Source organism: Phocoenobacter uteri (assembly GCF_900454895.1).
GTDB lineage: Bacteria > Pseudomonadota > Gammaproteobacteria > Enterobacterales > Pasteurellaceae > Phocoenobacter > Phocoenobacter uteri.
Window position 1 is genome coordinate 190,031 of sequence record NZ_UGTA01000001.1, and the last position, 15,118, is coordinate 205,148.

The following is a 15,118-nucleotide window of genomic DNA, read 5'->3' on the forward strand; positions in this document are numbered from 1 at the left end:
TCGAATGAGTAATTTTATTTTCGGTATTGTCGTATTTACTGCGATTGTATTTTTACTAGCAGCACTGATCTTGTTTGCAAAATCAAAATTAGTGGATTCAGGCGACATTACTATTTCAATCAATGATGATCCTGAAAAAGCGATTACCTTACCAGCAGGCGGTAAATTATTAAACGCCTTAGGTAGCAAAGGGATTTTCGTTTCTTCAGCTTGTGGGGGCGGTGGCTCTTGTGGTCAGTGTGTAGTTAAAGTAAAAAGTGGTGGTGGAGAAATTTTACCAACTGAACTTTCACACATTACAAAACGTGAAGCACAAGAAGGTTATCGTTTATCTTGCCAAGTTAATGTTAAAACAAATATGGACGTTGAATTACCAGAAGAAATTTTTGGTGTGAAAAAATGGCAATGTACCGTTATTTCTAACAATAATGAAGCAACGTTCATCAAAGAGCTTAAATTAGCGATTCCTGATGGTGAAGACGTACCATTCCGTGCGGGTGGATATATCCAAATCGAAGCTGAGCCACATACCGTTGCTTATAAAGATTTTGATATTCCAAAAGAGTATCACGAAGATTGGGATAAATTTGATTTATGGCGTTATGTATCTAAAGTGGATGAGCCTATCGTACGTGCTTACTCAATGGCTTCATACCCAGAAGAGAAAGGCATTATTATGCTTAACGTACGTATTGCAACGCCTCCACCACGTAATCCAGACGTGCCACCAGGTCAAATGTCATCATACATTTGGTCATTAAAAGAAGGTGATAAAGTAACTATTTCTGGTCCATTCGGTGAATTCTTTGCGAAAGACACTGATGCTGAAATGGTATTTATCGGTGGTGGTGCTGGTATGGCGCCAATGCGTTCACATATCTTTGACCAATTAAAACGTTTAAAATCAAAACGTAAAATGTCATTCTGGTATGGTGCGAGATCAAAACGTGAAATGTTCTATGTTGAAGATTTTGATACTCTTGCAAAAGAGAATGAAAACTTCCAATGGCATGTGGCACTTTCAGATCCACAACCAGATGATAATTGGACGGGTTATACAGGCTTTATTCATAATGTGCTTTATGAAAACTACTTAAAAGATCACGAAGCACCAGAAGATTGTGAATACTATATGTGTGGACCTCCAATGATGAATGCAGCTGTAATTGGAATGCTAAAAGATTTAGGTGTTGAAGATGAAAACATCTTACTTGATGATTTTGGTGGCTAATTGTAGTTAAATAAAATCAGTTTATAAGCGGTCAAATATGTAAATGTTTTTACAGATCTGACCGCTTTTTTATTTTGTGTTAAAATAGGCACAGTATAAATTTTTATGTGGGGTGAATTATAATGAATGCAAAATTTAAAATAGTTACTTTAATAGTAACTATAGTTTTTTTATTAACAGGTTGTAGCAAAGAGCCTGAACAAATTAGCTTTGAAGGCAAAACGATGGGGACGACTTATCATATTAAATATATTGATAATCAAAATAAAGAATTACCCTCTCCGTCAGAAGTGAAAGACGACATTGATAATTTATTGATTGATGTGAATAATTCAATGTCCACATATCAAAGAGATTCTGAAATTAGTCGCTTTAATCAATCAAAAGAAGTAAATAAACCTTTTACTATTTCAGAAGATTTTGCGACTGTATTTAAAACTGCAGTACACTTAAATAAAGTGACAGAAGGTGCATTAGATATTACTGTTGGTCCTTTGGTTAATTTGTGGGGATTTGGGCCAGATAAAAAAGTCAACCGCGAGCCAACTCAAGATCAGATTGCGGAAAAAATTAAAGCGGTAGGAATTGAGAAAGTAAAATTGGTATCAAAAGATAATGAGCCAGCATTATTAAAAAAGAATCCAAATGTGTATATTGATTTATCTTCTATTGCAAAAGGCTTTGGTGTGGATAAATTAGCGAATTATTTGGAAAAATTGGGCGTGAAGAACTACCTTGTTGAAATTGGTGGTGAGTTAAAAGCGAAAGGTGAGAACATTCAGGAAGAACCTTGGAAAATTGCGATTGAAAAACCTGAATTTGAACAAGCTGCATCAGTACAAATTATCATTCCTTTACACGATTTAGGCATGGCAACATCGGGAAATTATCGTAACTATTTTGAAGATAAAAATGGGAAGCGTTTATCTCATATTATCGATCCTAAAAAATTAAAACCAATTAGTCATAACCTTGCTTCTGTGACTGTTTTAGCGGATACTACGATGAAAGCAGATGGTTTAGCAACAGGCTTGTTTGTGCTTGGTTCAGATAAAGCGTTAGAAATCGCAGAGAAAGAAAAATTACCCGTCTTTTTAATTATTAAAGAGAAAGGTGGCTATAAGACTAAAATGTCGAGTGCCTTTAAAAAATTAACGAATTTATAATTTAATTTTGGAGTGAAAAATGGAAACTATCTTATTAACCTTTGGCTTTTTTATTGCCATTATTTTTGCAATGTCTATTGGGTATATTGTAAAAGGTAAAAGTATTAAAGGGAGCTGTGGGGGAATTACCGCACTTGGTATGAAAAAAATGTGCGATTGTGAAGAACCTTGTGACAACTTAAAAGATAAAGTCGCTAAGGGTGAAGCAGAGCCTGAAGAACTTGAACGATTTAATAAAGAATCGTCTTTTTATGAAGTGAAATAAAATGATGAAATCAGAAACTTTTGCAAAAACCTTTCCAAATTTGACCGCTTGTCAGCTCGCAGAAAATGCTACAAAAAAAGTAATTTGTGGTATGTCGGGTGGGGTTGACTCGTCGGTGTCTGCATTTATTCTTCAACAACAAGGCTATCAAGTAGAAGGCTTGTTTATGAAAAACTGGGAAGAAGATGACGACACGGATTATTGTACCGCAGCGGCAGATTTAGCTGATGCACAAGCTGTGTGTGACAGATTAGGCATTAAATTACATAAAATCAACTTTGCCGCAGAATATTGGGACAATGTCTTTGAACATTTCTTAGAAGAATACAAAGCGGGCAGAACGCCAAATCCTGATATTCTATGTAATAAAGAAATCAAATTTAAAGCATTCTTGGAATACGCTGCAGAAGATCTTGGTGCGGATTATATTGCAACAGGGCATTATGTGCGTCGCCGTGATCTTGATGGGCAATCTCAATTGTTGCGTGGTTTAGACAGCAACAAAGATCAAAGCTATTTTTTATATACCCTAAGCAAAGAGCAAGTGGCACAAAGTTTATTCCCTGTGGGTGAGCTTGAAAAGCCGATTGTTCGACAAATTGCCGAAGATTTAGGTTTAGTCACTGCTGAGAAAAAAGATTCTACGGGGATCTGTTTTATTGGTGAACGTAAATTTAAAGATTTTTTAGCCCGCTATTTACCTGCTCAACCGGGTGATATTAAAACCGTTGATGGTGAAGTTATCGGACAACATCAAGGTTTGATGTATCACACCTTAGGACAGCGTAAAGGCTTAGGCATTGGTGGATTAAAAAATAAATCCGAAGAGCCGTGGTATGTGGTTGAAAAAGATTTAATCAATAATGAATTGATTGTGGCACAAGGACACGATAACAGTGCATTGCTTTCAACAGGTTTAATTGCTCAGCAATTACACTGGGTGAATCGCCAGCCAATTCGTGAAAATTTACGCTGTTCAGTCAAAACTCGTTATCGTCAGGTTGATGTACCTTGTGAAATTCAACCTATTGATGATAATACGATCAAAGTGATTTTTGATGAACCACAAATTGCCGTAACACCAGGTCAATCTGCTGTTTTCTACCTTGATGAAGTCTGTCTTGGTGGTGGTGTTATTGAAGAGCAGTTAAAATAGTTTTAATAGTAAAAGGTGTCAGATTGACACCTTTAATGTAAGGGAAGGATAGCAAATGGACGCATTAAAAAATCTTATTAAGCTTCTAACTTTAACTAAACTTGAACAAAATAAATTTCAAGGTGACGTGGAAGATCTTGGTTTACCAAAGGTTTTTGGTGGGCAAATAATGGCACAAGGTTTAAGTGCTGCAATACAAGTGGTTGAATCAGAACGTCAATTACACTCCTTTCATTGCTATTTTATCAACGCAGGAAACATTCATTTACCGATTATTTATGAAACTGAACTGTTGAGAGAAGGCAAAAGTTTCAGTTGTGTGAGTATTCTTGCCAAACAACACGATGAACTGTTATGCAGAATGACTGCATCTTTTCAAGTTTTAGAGCAGGGCTTTGAACATCAAAATGCAATGCCTGAGGTCGCAGAACCGACTTCGTTGTATTCTGAAAATGAATTGATCAAAGCAATGGCCTCGTTAATGCCATCTCATCTAAAAGAAAAATTTCAAGCTGAGCGTCCTTTTGATGTTCGTATTAAATATGTGAACGATCCTTTTAATGGCACTAAATTACCGCCAAAACAGTCGGTGTGGTTTAAAACAATGGGGGAAATAGATTTTACGAATCAAGGTTTACAGCAATGCTTATTCACTTATTTTTCTGATTTTCACTGCTTACCGATAGCTCTTTATCCTCACGAAAAGGGGATTATGCAACAAGGCGTTCGTTTCGCTACACTCGATCACGGCATTTGGTTTCATCGTGATTTTAACCTCAATGATTGGACATTATTTTCACTAGACAGTCCAAATGCGTTCGGTGGGCGAGGGTTAACACGTGGGCAAGTATTTAATCAGCAAGGAGTGCTATTAGCGACAGTACAGCAGGAAGGGGCAATCAGATATACTGATTTGTAAAGTAGTCTCTTTTTTGAAAATTTAAGCGGTCATTTTTGGTAAATTCCTTACAAAAAATGACCGCTTGCTTTTTTCTTTTTTAGAATTTATAACGTGTTGTTACACTTGCACCAAATTGGTTGGCATTACTGAATAACTTATCATAAGAGATTTTACCGCCAATAAATAAATGTCTTGTTGTTCTGTATTCTAAACCAAGCAATGCACCAACACCTAAGCTTGAATCATAACCACTTGCATAAGCAGAAGAATTTCCATTTTTTGCACTCGCAGAAAGTTTGCCTTCATTATTACTAACACGGATACCTAAGTAAGGTTGTAAATCTTCTTCTGTGTTAAAATTATAGATTGCATTAACTCCTACACCACTAAATTTAAGCGAAGCATCTAAACAGCTATCATTAGAACATTCTTTTTCTTTAAATGCAGTATAACGAGTATAATCTACATCTAAACGGAATTTACCAAAATCATATCCAACAGCAAGACGTTGTACAGGAGTTGACTCACTTCCTAATTCATCAATATGAATTTGCGAAAAACCAATATCCCCTTGAACATAAAGTCCTTTGCCATTGTCTTCAATATAAAAACCACGGTCATCGGCTATTCCAGCATTTGCCATTGATGTTAGACTAATAAGTGTCGCTGCGATTAACATTTTTTTCATCATTCATATCCTCTTGAAAAATTGATAGGTAAGCTGCCTAATAAGTATTGAGTATTATTATTGGCATTGTTTTTTTATTAAGAAAAAACGGCATTATAGTGCAAAAAAAAAATGATTAGTCAACAAAATTTAACCAAAAAAGTGTAGTGTAAGCGGTTATATTTTGGAAGGTTTTTGCAAAAATAAGAGAAGCCCTCTCAACTTGTAAATTGAGAGGGGGAGAGTGCTTAAGTGCGTTCAAAATTATTATAAACGGTATTTATTTGACGACTAACTTTGATAAAAGTAGTGCGTTTAGGGAGATGTTTTAATTTATCTGCTCCGACATAGGTGCAGGTTGAACGAATTCCGCCTAAAATTTCTTGCACGGTATGTTTCACTTCGCCACGATAGGGCAATAGCACCTCTTTTCCTTCACTTGCTCGGTAATCATTGACTTTTCCATAGTGTTTTTTCATCGATTTGCTGGAACTCATACCGTAGAAAGCCATAAATTGTTCGCCATTTCTAAAAATTATTTCACCATTGGATTCTTTGTGTGCTGAGAGCATTCCTCCAAGCATAACAAAATCAGCCCCAGCCCCAAAGGCTTTGGAAATATCGCCAACGTTGACACAGCCGCCATCCGTGCAGACTAATCCGCCTAAACCGTGGGCAGCATCTGCACATTCAATGGTTGCCGAAAGTTGAGGTACGCCAACGCCTGTCATCTTACGCGTAGTACATACAGAACCTGGTCCAATCCCAATTTTAACGATATCGACACCACTTAAAATCAATTCTTCGGTAATTTCATAGGTAACGACATTGCCTGCCATTAGAACCTTGTCAGGAAATAATGCTCGGACTTTTTTGACTTGATTTAAGAAATGTTCGCTATATCCATTCGCAATATCGACGCAAATCATTCGAATTTCAGGTATTTTTTGAAGAATATTTTGTAATTTCTCAATTTCGGTATCGCTTGAACCGATAGTGACAAACACATATTTTAAAATTTCAGGATTTTCTTTGGCAAAATTTTCCCATTCTTCGATTTCATAGAATTTATGAATGGCCGTAAATATTTGAAATTGAGCTAAGGATTTTGCCATTTCAAATGTTCCCACACTGTCCATATTTGCGGCAATAATAGGAATACCTTCAACTTCAAGTTTACTATTTTTGGTGTTGAAAGTTCGAGTTAAGGTCACATTTTTACGTGAGTTGAGGGTACTACGTTTTGGTTTGATTAAGACATTATCAAAATCTAGGTATTCTTGTTCTTCAATGAGCATAATATGTATCCCAATAATAAAGTTAAAAAAAAGACTAGATTTGTAATGCAATGATACGATTGGAGTGCATAAAATGAGAATTCAGATTATGAATTGCTTGTATATCGATCGCAATTACTCACGGAATTTAGCATAAAATTTTTTTACGTCAAATCACAACCACAGTAATTTACAAAAAATTTACAAAATAAATAGCAAACGGTTACTTTTCATTAAAATTGCAAAGCAATCGTTTGCGTTGATTGTGTTTATTCAGTAGAATATAGCCTTAAATTTTAACTAAGGATCTTTTTTTTATGTCTCTTTCTTCATTTTTTCAAATGAAACAGCGTGGTTCTTCTATTCGTCAAGAAGTAATTGCAGGGCTTACCACTTTTCTTGCAATGGTTTATTCAGTCATTGTTGTTCCGGATATGTTAAGTAAGGCTGGATTTCCCGCAGATTCTGTTTTTGTAGCGACTTGCTTAGTGGCAGGGATTGGCTCAATTATTATTGGTGTGTGGGCAAATATGCCAATGGCGATAGGTTGTGCAATTTCCCTGACTGCATTCACTGCATTTAGCTTAGTATTGGGACAAGGTGTTTCTGTGCCTGTGGCATTAGGGGCAATTTTCTTAATGGGGGTTGTGTTTACTTTAATCTCTGTAACGGGCATTCGTGCATGGATTTTACGTAATTTACCGATTAGTATTGCTCACGGTGCAGGCATTGGTATCGGATTATTCTTATTACTCATCGCAGCTAACGGTGTTGGATTAGTGGTATCTAATCAAGCTGGCTTACCAGTAAAAATGGGAGACTTTGCTTCTTTTCCTGTCATTATGTCGTTGTTAGGATTAACCACCATTATTGGTCTAGAACGCTTAAAAGTGAAGGGTAGTATTTTATGGGTTATTATAGGCATTACCGCGATCGGCTTAGCTTTCGATCCTAATGTACATTTCAATGGTGAGATTTTTAAACTTCCAACATTTGGCGAAAATTCGCAATTATTAAAATTAGATGTGATAGGGGCATTAGATCCTAAAATTTTACCAGTGGTTTTTGCATTAGTGATGACGGCGGTATTTGATGCCACAGGTACGATTCGAGCAGTTGCAGGGCAGGCTGAACTATTAGATAGAGATAATCAAATCATCAATGGTGGCAAGGCATTAACGTCTGATTCATTAAGCAGTATTTTATCAGGATTATTTGGCTCAGCCCCAGCTGCGGTTTATATTGAATCGGCGGCAGGAACAGCCGTAGGTGGTAAAACAGGCTTAACCGCGGTTGTTGTTGGTATACTCTTTCTTGTTATGCTGTGCTTTCAGCCTCTTGCTTTTTTAGTACCTGGTTATGCAACAGCACCCGCGTTAATGTATGTTGGATTGTTGATGCTAAGTAATGTCTCAAAATTAGATTTTAATGATTTTATCGGAGCTATGTCAGGCTTAGTTTGTGCAGTGTTTATTGTATTAACAGCGAACATAGTAACAGGTATTATGCTTGGTTTTGCAACACTTGTGATAGGAAGAATTGTTGCCAGTGAGTTCAAAAAACTTAATATTGGTACAGTAATTATTGCGGTTATCCTTGTTTCATTTTATGCTTTTGACTGGGCAATTTAGCCAAATAGTATTATAAAAAGATGTAAAAAAGCAGTACTCTATTTAAATAGAGTGCTGCTTTTATTTTTTAGATAAAGATGTCACTAATTGATAAATTTTATTGATAGCATAGATCTACGAAGATAAGTGAATCATTATCAATTATTTATGAAGCGGTTATATTTTTATTAAAATTTACATATTTTTATCTAATTAAAAATGTTGGAGTTGAGGTGAAACTGATATTGATTATTTGAATAGGGGTATCTTGTATCGGCACATCTAACAAAGTCGAGTTATAAATAAAAACTAAAAAGCAGATAAAATAGTACGTTGATTTTTTTAGATAAAGAAGTTACTTACTCTTAATTTACAGCATCAATATAAATGCATTCTGAGGTGTTAATATAATTATCAATGCTCATATAAATCATTTGTGAAGCGGTGATATTTTTATAACAATTTACATATTTTTTTATCTAACTTAGAAAGTTTGAGGCAGTGTTGGAACTGTTATTGATGTTTTAACTAGTTGTTTTTATCGATAAATTTAACAAGGTAGAGCAATAAATGAAAACAAAAAAGCAGATTCCTATATTATTAGAAATCTGCTTTTATTTTTAGTTGTCTAATTTTTTATGAAATTAGCTATTACGTGCCGCACGACGACGGTCTAATTCTGTTAAGAATTTTTTACGAATACGGATAGAAGTTGGCGTTACTTCTACTAATTCATCATCATCGATAAACTCAATCGCTTGTTCAAGGGTAAATTTAACAGGTGTTGTTAATGAAATCGCTTCATCTTTACCAGATGCACGCATATTCGTTAATTTTTTACCTTGTAAACAGTTTACGGTTAAGTCATTCGAACGGCTATGGATACCGATAATTTGACCTTCATAAACTTCAACAGCGTGATCAATCAATAATTTACCACGTTCTTGTAAACCGAATAATGCGAACGCAAGTGCTTTACCTGTTGCATTTGAAATCAATACACCGTTTTTACGTTTACCGATTTCACCAGGTTTAATATCATCATAATGACTGAAGCTTGAATAAAGTAAACCAGTACCAGATGTCATCGTCATAAAGTCACTACGGAAACCGATTAAGCCACGACTTGGGATGATGTATTCGATACGAGTACGTCCTTTACCGTCTGATGACATATCTTTTACTTCACCTTTACGAAGACCTAAAGCTTCCATTACCGCACCTTGATGCTGTTCTTCAACATCCACAGTCACTTGCTCGAAAGGCTCTTGTTTACGACCGTCAATTTCACGGAAAATTACTTTTGGACGTGATACGGCTAATTCGTAGCCTTCACGACGCATATTTTCAATCAATACTGATAAGTGAAGTTCACCACGACCAGATACACGGAATGCGTCTGGATCTTCTGTTTCTTCAACACGTAATGCTACGTTGTGAACTAACTCTTTACGTAAACGCTCTAAGATCTGACGAGAAGTCACAAATTTTCCTTCTTTACCACAGAATGGTGAAGTGTTTACACAGAAGAACATGGTTACTGTTGGCTCATCAACGCTTAATGCTGGAAGTGCATCAACATTGTTAGTATCACAAACAGTATCAGAAATATTTAATTCGCCTAAACCAGTAATTGCAACGATATCGCCTGCATTTGCAACTTCTGCTTCATAACGCTCTAAACCTAAGTGGCTTAAAACTTGTCCAACTTTACCGTTGCGTTTTTTACCTTCACTATCAATGATAGTAACTTGTTGTCCCGGTTTTACAGAACCACGTTTGATACGGCCAATACCAATAACGCCTACATAGCTATTATAATCAAGCTGTGAAATTTGCATTTGGAAAGTACCGTTAAGTTCTACTTTTGGTGGCTCAACGTGTTTCACGATAGCTTTGAATAATGGTGTCATATCCGCTTCTAAGCTTTCGTGTTCTAAACCTGCAACACCATTTAATGCTGATGCATAAATAATAGGGAAATCTAATTGTTCATCGGTTGCATCAAGGTTCACGAATAAATCAAAGATTTGATCTACTACCCAATCAGGGCGTGCACCTGGACGGTCAACTTTATTGATGACAACGATTGGTTTTAAACCGTGAGCAAATGCTTTTTGGGTTACAAAACGAGTTTGTGGCATTGGGCCATCAAAAGCATCTACAACAAGTAATACAGAGTCAACCATTGAAAGTACACGTTCAACTTCGCCACCGAAGTCCGCGTGTCCTGGGGTATCTACGATATTGATGTGATAGTCGTTCCAGTTAATCGCTGTATTTTTTGCTAAAATTGTGATTCCACGTTCTTTTTCAAGATCGTTTGAGTCCATAACTCGTTCATCAACGTCACCACGTGTTTCTTCAAAGGTACCTGATTGTTGTAGAAGTTTATCTACAAGGGTCGTTTTACCGTGGTCAACGTGAGCAATAATTGCGATATTACGCAATTTTGTTATATCTAAATTTTGTGTCATTTTATTGTCTTCATTGTTTATTTAAAAATGTTTTTTAGGCTTTTATTTTCCTAAAAACGGTTAATTATACTGTTAATCTTGCTTAATAGATAGCTATTTTAATAATTATTCTTTTATAAAAAAGAGATGTTTTTAGTAAAAGCCATACAGAATATTTCGTTTACAGAAAGAAAAAATCAAATAATTTTTTAGTTTCAATAGATTAGGAAATAAATGGAGGTACGCCCCGGAGTCGAACCGAGCTACATGGATTTGCAATCCAGTGCATAACCGCTTTGCTAGCGTACCAATAATGGAGCGGGAAACGAGGCTCGAACTCGCGACCCCGACCTTGGCAAGGTCGTGCTCTACCAACTGAGCTATTCCCGCATATTAAGGAGTCGGTAATAATTACCGTAACAGGGACGCATTTTACGGATTTTTATATGTGTGTCAAATAAATTTTAAATAATTTATGTCGTATGATTAAAAAAAGATCATTGTTTGTAAGTTATGCTTAAACAAAGGCGTTGAATAAGAAAATATAGAGCATTCTTAACTTAATGTTTATATAAATTCTCTATACTTTAGAATGATTACTGATATCTTAAAATCTGATACATTTCATCCTTTAATTTTAACTTCTCTTTTTAAAGTGTTCAATTTCTGATTGAGTTGCTAATTCAAGGCTGTTTTCCATTTTTAGTTTAGTGATTAAATTACGATATTCAGAGAATATACAAACTGTTATTCGATAAAAAATCAGAAGAGATGAGAGAACTTTATATTCTAATATGAGGTTATGTTTTATCCAAAAACATTCACTAGAGCCGAGAGAGATTTAAAAAAGAGAAAGTAAGTAGAAATAGATCCCGATGTATAGAAAAAACTATTTCTAAAATGGTAAAATTTCGTTTAAAAATGACCGCTTAGTTTTATTAGTTTCTGTTTATAATTGCCTAAGCTATATATTTCAAGGCATAAATTATAAGGCGTTTACCTGTTTTAAGAACTGAAATATTCACACTCACATTATCTTCGTTTTTAAAATTCTTCCATATCCAATACTCAATACCTTTATTTTTTATTACAGGATATATTATGTGTATTTTGGCACCGATATTAACTCGCTCTATCTTATTTTTAAATACCATTTTAGGCTTTCCTTGCCGACTACAAGAATACACACAGTTATTTCCTTGCTTGGTAACTAATAGTTGTTTTCCATTTTTTAAAATACATATTTTTATTATGTGTAAAACGAGGAAGTATTATGCAAAAAAACAATTAAGCAAGTTTTTAGTGAAATTTTTAATTTTAATGAGGAGAATAAAAGAAATAAAAAACCGCTTAGTCAATAAACTAAGCGGTTTAAAATCGTTACGTTTTGTTAAAGATTACTCTGCAACAACAACGATAGTTACTTGTGAAGCAACTTCTGCGTGAAGTTGAACTTTAACAGTGAATTCGCCTAATGTACGAAGTGGACCTTCGCCTAAACGTACTTCACTTTTCGCTAATTCAACGCCTGCTTTAGATACTGCGTCAGCAATATCACGAGCACCGATTGAACCGAATAAACGGCCATCTTCACCAGCGTTTGATGCGATAGTAACAACTTCTAATGCACCGATTTTGTCTGCACGAGCTTGAGCCTCAGCTAATACTGCTGCTGCTTTTGCTTCTAATTCTGCACGACGTGCTTCGAAGTGTTCAATGTTTGCTTTAGTTGCCATAACTGCTTTACCTTGTGGGATTAAGTAGTTACGTGCAAAACCTGATTTAACATTTACTTGGTCGCCCACGCTACCTAGGTGTGCAACTTTGTCTAATAAAATAACTTGCATTTACTGATCCCTCTTCTTACTGATGATTGTCAGTGTATGGTAACAACGCAAGGTAACGTGCGCGTTTGATTGCGCGTGCTAATTGACGTTGATACTTCGCACGAGTACCAGTGATGCGGCTTGGTACAATTTTGCCGCTTTCTGAAATGTAGTTCTTTAATGTAGCGATATCTTTGTAATCGATTTCAACAACATTTTCCGCTGTAAAACGGCAGAACTTACGACGACGGAAATAACGTGCCATATTGGCTTCTCCTAATCTATAAATTCAATTTGTTCGGTATGTAAAACTAATTGGTTTAAACCGTTATAGTCTTTGTGAGAATGGATAAAACCTTTAACTCTCACTTTACAACCGACCGTAATATGTTTTGTTTGTGTACTAAATTGTTCGCCTGCTAATACTACTTTTATTTTACACCACACTTGGCGTTGTAAATTGACTTCGGTTTGATTAGAACGGTGTTCTAAATAAAAACTGTAAGTCGGTATCTTTGCAGGGCTTAAGTTCTGTTTAACTGTTGTGGCAACATAGCCTGCTAGAATTAAACAATTCTCAACGAACAAATTACTCGCCCGCTTCCTCAGCTTTAGCTTCAGGAGCTTTACGCTCGTCTTTTGCTTTAGCCATTGGTGAAGCTTCTGTTACGGCGTGCTTAGTACGAATGACAACGTTACGAAGAACGGCATCATTAAAACGGAAGTTTGTTTCTAGCTCGTCGATTACTGCTTGAGGCGCTTCTACATTCATTAACACGTAGTGTGCTTTGTGTAGTTTGTTAATTGGGTACGCTAATTGACGACGACCCCAATCTTCTAAGCGATGAACTTGACCATTAGCTTCTTTAACAGAAGTAGTATAACGTTCGATCATACCAGGTACTTGTTCGCTTTGGTCCGGGTGAACCATAAAAACGATTTCGTAGTGACGCATATTGATCCTTACGGGTTAATCAGCCTTCGAGATAGACCAGCCACGAAGCCTTCGAAAGCAAGGATAAAAAATAAAATGTGGCTAAGGGCGACATTATACGGATTATTTTGCATTTAACAAGTAAATTTTTGCAAAATGTTTAGTCAATTTGACCGCTTGGGAGTATAATATATCATCAAGTATAAAGAGGCCCAAAATGAAATTTAACCGTCAACACTATTTAGAAAATATTAAAAAATTATTCAAGTTATCCACCCCTATTTTTATTTCTCAGTTATCAATGTCAGGAATGGGATTTTCCGATATTGTGATGGCAGGGCTGGTCAGTGATAACGATGTGTCTGCAATCGCAGTGAGTAATTCTATTTATTTTCCTCTCTTTCTGTTTGTATTAGGGATTATTTATGCCATTACGCCAATTGTGTCATACCTGAATGGCTCTGGGCAGCGTGAACTTATCGCACATCAGATCCGTCAAGGTTATTGGATCGTATTTACCTTAAGCATTCCACTGATTCTTATTTTTACTAATAGCCATTGGATCTTAGATTTTATGGATGCTCCGGCTGAATTTTCACTTAAATCTCAGCAATATTTAACGCTGATGGCATTAGCCGTGATTCCTGCATTACTAATGGTTAATTTACGTTGTTTAAATGACGGATTATCGACGACAAAACCAGCTATGTTTATCACATTTATTGGGCTACTATTAAATATTATTTTAAATTATATCTTTATTTTTGGTAAATTTGGACTGCCTGAATTAGGGGCGGTTGGATGTGGTGTGGCAACAGCAATTGTGAATTGGTCAATGTTTTTGATGTTATTGCATTATTGTAAAACAACCACAACGCAAAAGGATATTGAGCTTTTTAGCCCTGTCTTTGAACGACCAAATAAAGACACATTATGTAAGATTACGCGTTTAGGCTTGCCGATTGCCTTCGCCACATTTACAGAAGTTATGCTTTTCTCAACCTCTGCACTTTTACTTTCTCCGTTAGGATCTCAGGTAGTGGCTAGTCATCAAGTTGCGTTACAAACAAGTTCGTTTTTCTTTATGATTCCGCTTTCAGTGGGCATTGGGGTGAGTATTATGATTGGGCAAGCTTTAGGTCGCAAAGATGTTGAAGAAGCAAAATACTTAAGTTATTACTCTATCGGTACAGCACTTCTGTTTACGACAATTACCGCAATATTCATTGTGTCATTTAGACATCTCATTCCACATCTTTTCACACAAAATACGGCATCTATTACAATGGCAGCCTCATTACTTATTTTTGTAGCAATTTATCAATTACCTGACGCGGTTCAAGCTATATGTAACGGTATTTTAAGAGGCTATAAACATACCAAGCCAATTACCTATATCACAATGTTCGGTTATTGGGGAATTGGTATGCCGTTCGGTTATATTTTATCGCGAACAGACTGGATTGTAGAACCAATGGCAGCCAAAGGATTTTGGGTGATATTCTGTGTATCCCTTGTGACCGTTGCGATTTTATTGTTTTATCAAGTTTATAAAATTCAGCAAGTGCCTGCAGATGAGTTGATTGAACGATTGGAAAATATTAAATAATTTGCAAATTCATAAATAAA

Annotated in this window: 14 protein-coding genes, 2 tRNA genes and 1 pseudogene; 7 read left to right on the plus strand and 10 right to left on the minus strand. The window is 35.8% G+C overall.

Annotation, left to right across the window (positions count from 1 at the left end; translation table 11 throughout):
* The first annotated feature begins 4 nt into the window (after window positions 1–4).
* The 5 genes from nqrF to DYE60_RS00840 all read left to right on the plus strand — a co-directional run bounded on the left by nqrF (window position 5) and on the right by DYE60_RS00840 (window position 4,737).
* Window positions 5–1,231 carry an NADH:ubiquinone reductase (Na(+)-transporting) subunit F gene (gene nqrF, locus DYE60_RS00820; protein ID WP_115314747.1) on the plus strand — a complete coding sequence of 409 codons (1,227 nt, stop codon included), beginning with the start codon at window positions 5–7 and terminating at the stop codon, window positions 1,229–1,231.
* A 122-nt stretch (window positions 1,232–1,353) separates the two neighbouring features.
* Complete coding sequence (locus DYE60_RS00825; protein ID WP_115314748.1) at window positions 1,354–2,397, plus strand: FAD:protein FMN transferase; 1,044 nt, start codon at window positions 1,354–1,356, stop codon at window positions 2,395–2,397.
* Window positions 2,398–2,416: 19 nt separating this feature from the next.
* Window positions 2,417–2,662: a (Na+)-NQR maturation NqrM gene (gene nqrM / locus DYE60_RS00830; RefSeq protein ID WP_115314749.1), complete on the plus strand. Its 246-nt coding sequence runs from the start codon at window positions 2,417–2,419 to the stop codon at window positions 2,660–2,662.
* Between the two features lie 4 nt (window positions 2,663–2,666).
* On the plus strand, window positions 2,667–3,818 hold the full coding sequence (gene mnmA / locus DYE60_RS00835) for a tRNA 2-thiouridine(34) synthase MnmA (protein WP_115316398.1): 1,152 nt from the start codon (window positions 2,667–2,669) through the stop codon (window positions 3,816–3,818).
* Between the two features lie 55 nt (window positions 3,819–3,873).
* On the plus strand, window positions 3,874–4,737 hold the full coding sequence (locus DYE60_RS00840; RefSeq protein ID WP_115314750.1) for an acyl-CoA thioesterase: 864 nt from the start codon (window positions 3,874–3,876) through the stop codon (window positions 4,735–4,737).
* Between the two features lie 79 nt (window positions 4,738–4,816).
* On the opposite strand, the gene DYE60_RS00845 is transcribed toward DYE60_RS00840, so the two are convergent.
* Window positions 4,817–5,407 (minus strand): opacity family porin, encoded by a 591-nt coding sequence (locus tag DYE60_RS00845; RefSeq protein ID WP_172460342.1) that lies wholly within the window; start codon window positions 5,405–5,407, stop codon window positions 4,817–4,819.
* 227 nt (window positions 5,408–5,634) lie between these two features.
* Window positions 5,635–6,684 (minus strand): GMP reductase, encoded by a 1,050-nt coding sequence (locus tag DYE60_RS00850; protein ID WP_115314752.1) that lies wholly within the window; start codon window positions 6,682–6,684, stop codon window positions 5,635–5,637.
* A 296-nt stretch (window positions 6,685–6,980) separates the two neighbouring features.
* Here DYE60_RS00850 and DYE60_RS00855 point away from each other — a divergent pair, with 296 nt between their 5' ends.
* The gene (locus tag DYE60_RS00855; RefSeq protein WP_115314753.1) at window positions 6,981–8,294 is read left to right on the plus strand and encodes an NCS2 family permease; all 1,314 of its coding nucleotides are present in this window, start codon (window positions 6,981–6,983) and stop codon (window positions 8,292–8,294) included.
* A gap of 623 nt (window positions 8,295–8,917) precedes the next feature.
* Here the strand turns inward: DYE60_RS00855 and typA are convergent.
* The 8 genes and pseudogenes from typA to rpsF form a co-directional block, all read right to left on the minus strand.
* Window positions 8,918–10,750, minus strand: a complete 1,833-nt coding sequence (gene typA, locus DYE60_RS00860) for a translational GTPase TypA (RefSeq protein ID WP_115314754.1) — start codon at window positions 10,748–10,750, stop codon at window positions 8,918–8,920.
* Window positions 10,751–10,964: 214 nt separating this feature from the next.
* Window positions 10,965–11,038 (minus strand) — tRNA-Cys (locus tag DYE60_RS00865).
* 5 nt (window positions 11,039–11,043) lie between these two features.
* Window positions 11,044–11,119, minus strand: a tRNA-Gly gene (locus DYE60_RS00870).
* Between the two features lie 569 nt (window positions 11,120–11,688).
* Window positions 11,689–11,883, minus strand: coding sequence for a hypothetical protein (locus tag DYE60_RS00875; protein WP_115314755.1), 195 nt, complete (start codon window positions 11,881–11,883; stop codon window positions 11,689–11,691).
* Between the two features lie 243 nt (window positions 11,884–12,126).
* Complete coding sequence (rplI, locus tag DYE60_RS00880; protein WP_115314756.1) at window positions 12,127–12,576, minus strand: 50S ribosomal protein L9; 450 nt, start codon at window positions 12,574–12,576, stop codon at window positions 12,127–12,129.
* 16 nt (window positions 12,577–12,592) lie between these two features.
* Window positions 12,593–12,820, minus strand: coding sequence for a 30S ribosomal protein S18 (gene rpsR / locus DYE60_RS00885; RefSeq protein ID WP_005598105.1), 228 nt, complete (start codon window positions 12,818–12,820; stop codon window positions 12,593–12,595).
* Window positions 12,795–13,143: pseudogene (gene priB, locus DYE60_RS00890) on the minus strand (primosomal replication protein N). The gene rpsR and the pseudogene priB overlap by 26 nt, the downstream one beginning before the upstream one ends.
* A gap of 1 nt (window position 13,144) precedes the next feature.
* Complete coding sequence (gene rpsF / locus DYE60_RS00895) at window positions 13,145–13,510, minus strand: 30S ribosomal protein S6 (RefSeq protein ID WP_115314758.1); 366 nt, start codon at window positions 13,508–13,510, stop codon at window positions 13,145–13,147.
* A 196-nt stretch (window positions 13,511–13,706) separates the two neighbouring features.
* On the opposite strand from rpsF, the gene DYE60_RS00900 reads away from it, so the two are divergent.
* The gene (locus DYE60_RS00900; RefSeq protein ID WP_115314759.1) at window positions 13,707–15,098 is read left to right on the plus strand and encodes an MATE family efflux transporter; all 1,392 of its coding nucleotides are present in this window, start codon (window positions 13,707–13,709) and stop codon (window positions 15,096–15,098) included.
* Window positions 15,099–15,118 lie beyond the last annotated feature (20 nt).

Bases quoted from the DNA above. Each gene is read 5' to 3' on its own strand.
- nqrF (WP_115314747.1), top strand. From the start codon at position 5: ATGAGTAATTTTATTTTCGGTATTGTCGTATTTACTGCGATTGTATTT.
- DYE60_RS00825 (WP_115314748.1), top strand. From the start codon at position 1,354: ATGAATGCAAAATTTAAAATAGTTACTTTAATAGTAACTATAGTTTTT.
- nqrM (WP_115314749.1), top strand. From the start codon at position 2,417: ATGGAAACTATCTTATTAACCTTTGGCTTTTTTATTGCCATTATTTTT.
- mnmA (WP_115316398.1), top strand. From the start codon at position 2,667: ATGAAATCAGAAACTTTTGCAAAAACCTTTCCAAATTTGACCGCTTGT.
- DYE60_RS00840 (WP_115314750.1), top strand. From the start codon at position 3,874: ATGGACGCATTAAAAAATCTTATTAAGCTTCTAACTTTAACTAAACTT.
- DYE60_RS00845 (WP_172460342.1), bottom strand. From the start codon at position 5,407: ATGAAAAAAATGTTAATCGCAGCGACACTTATTAGTCTAACATCAATG.
- DYE60_RS00850 (WP_115314752.1), bottom strand. From the start codon at position 6,684: ATGCTCATTGAAGAACAAGAATACCTAGATTTTGATAATGTCTTAATC.
- DYE60_RS00855 (WP_115314753.1), top strand. From the start codon at position 6,981: ATGTCTCTTTCTTCATTTTTTCAAATGAAACAGCGTGGTTCTTCTATT.
- typA (WP_115314754.1), bottom strand. From the start codon at position 10,750: ATGACACAAAATTTAGATATAACAAAATTGCGTAATATCGCAATTATT.
- DYE60_RS00875 (WP_115314755.1), bottom strand. From the start codon at position 11,883: ATGGTATTTAAAAATAAGATAGAGCGAGTTAATATCGGTGCCAAAATA.
- rplI (WP_115314756.1), bottom strand. From the start codon at position 12,576: ATGCAAGTTATTTTATTAGACAAAGTTGCACACCTAGGTAGCGTGGGC.
- rpsR (WP_005598105.1), bottom strand. From the start codon at position 12,820: ATGGCACGTTATTTCCGTCGTCGTAAGTTCTGCCGTTTTACAGCGGAA.
- rpsF (WP_115314758.1), bottom strand. From the start codon at position 13,510: ATGCGTCACTACGAAATCGTTTTTATGGTTCACCCGGACCAAAGCGAA.
- DYE60_RS00900 (WP_115314759.1), top strand. From the start codon at position 13,707: ATGAAATTTAACCGTCAACACTATTTAGAAAATATTAAAAAATTATTC.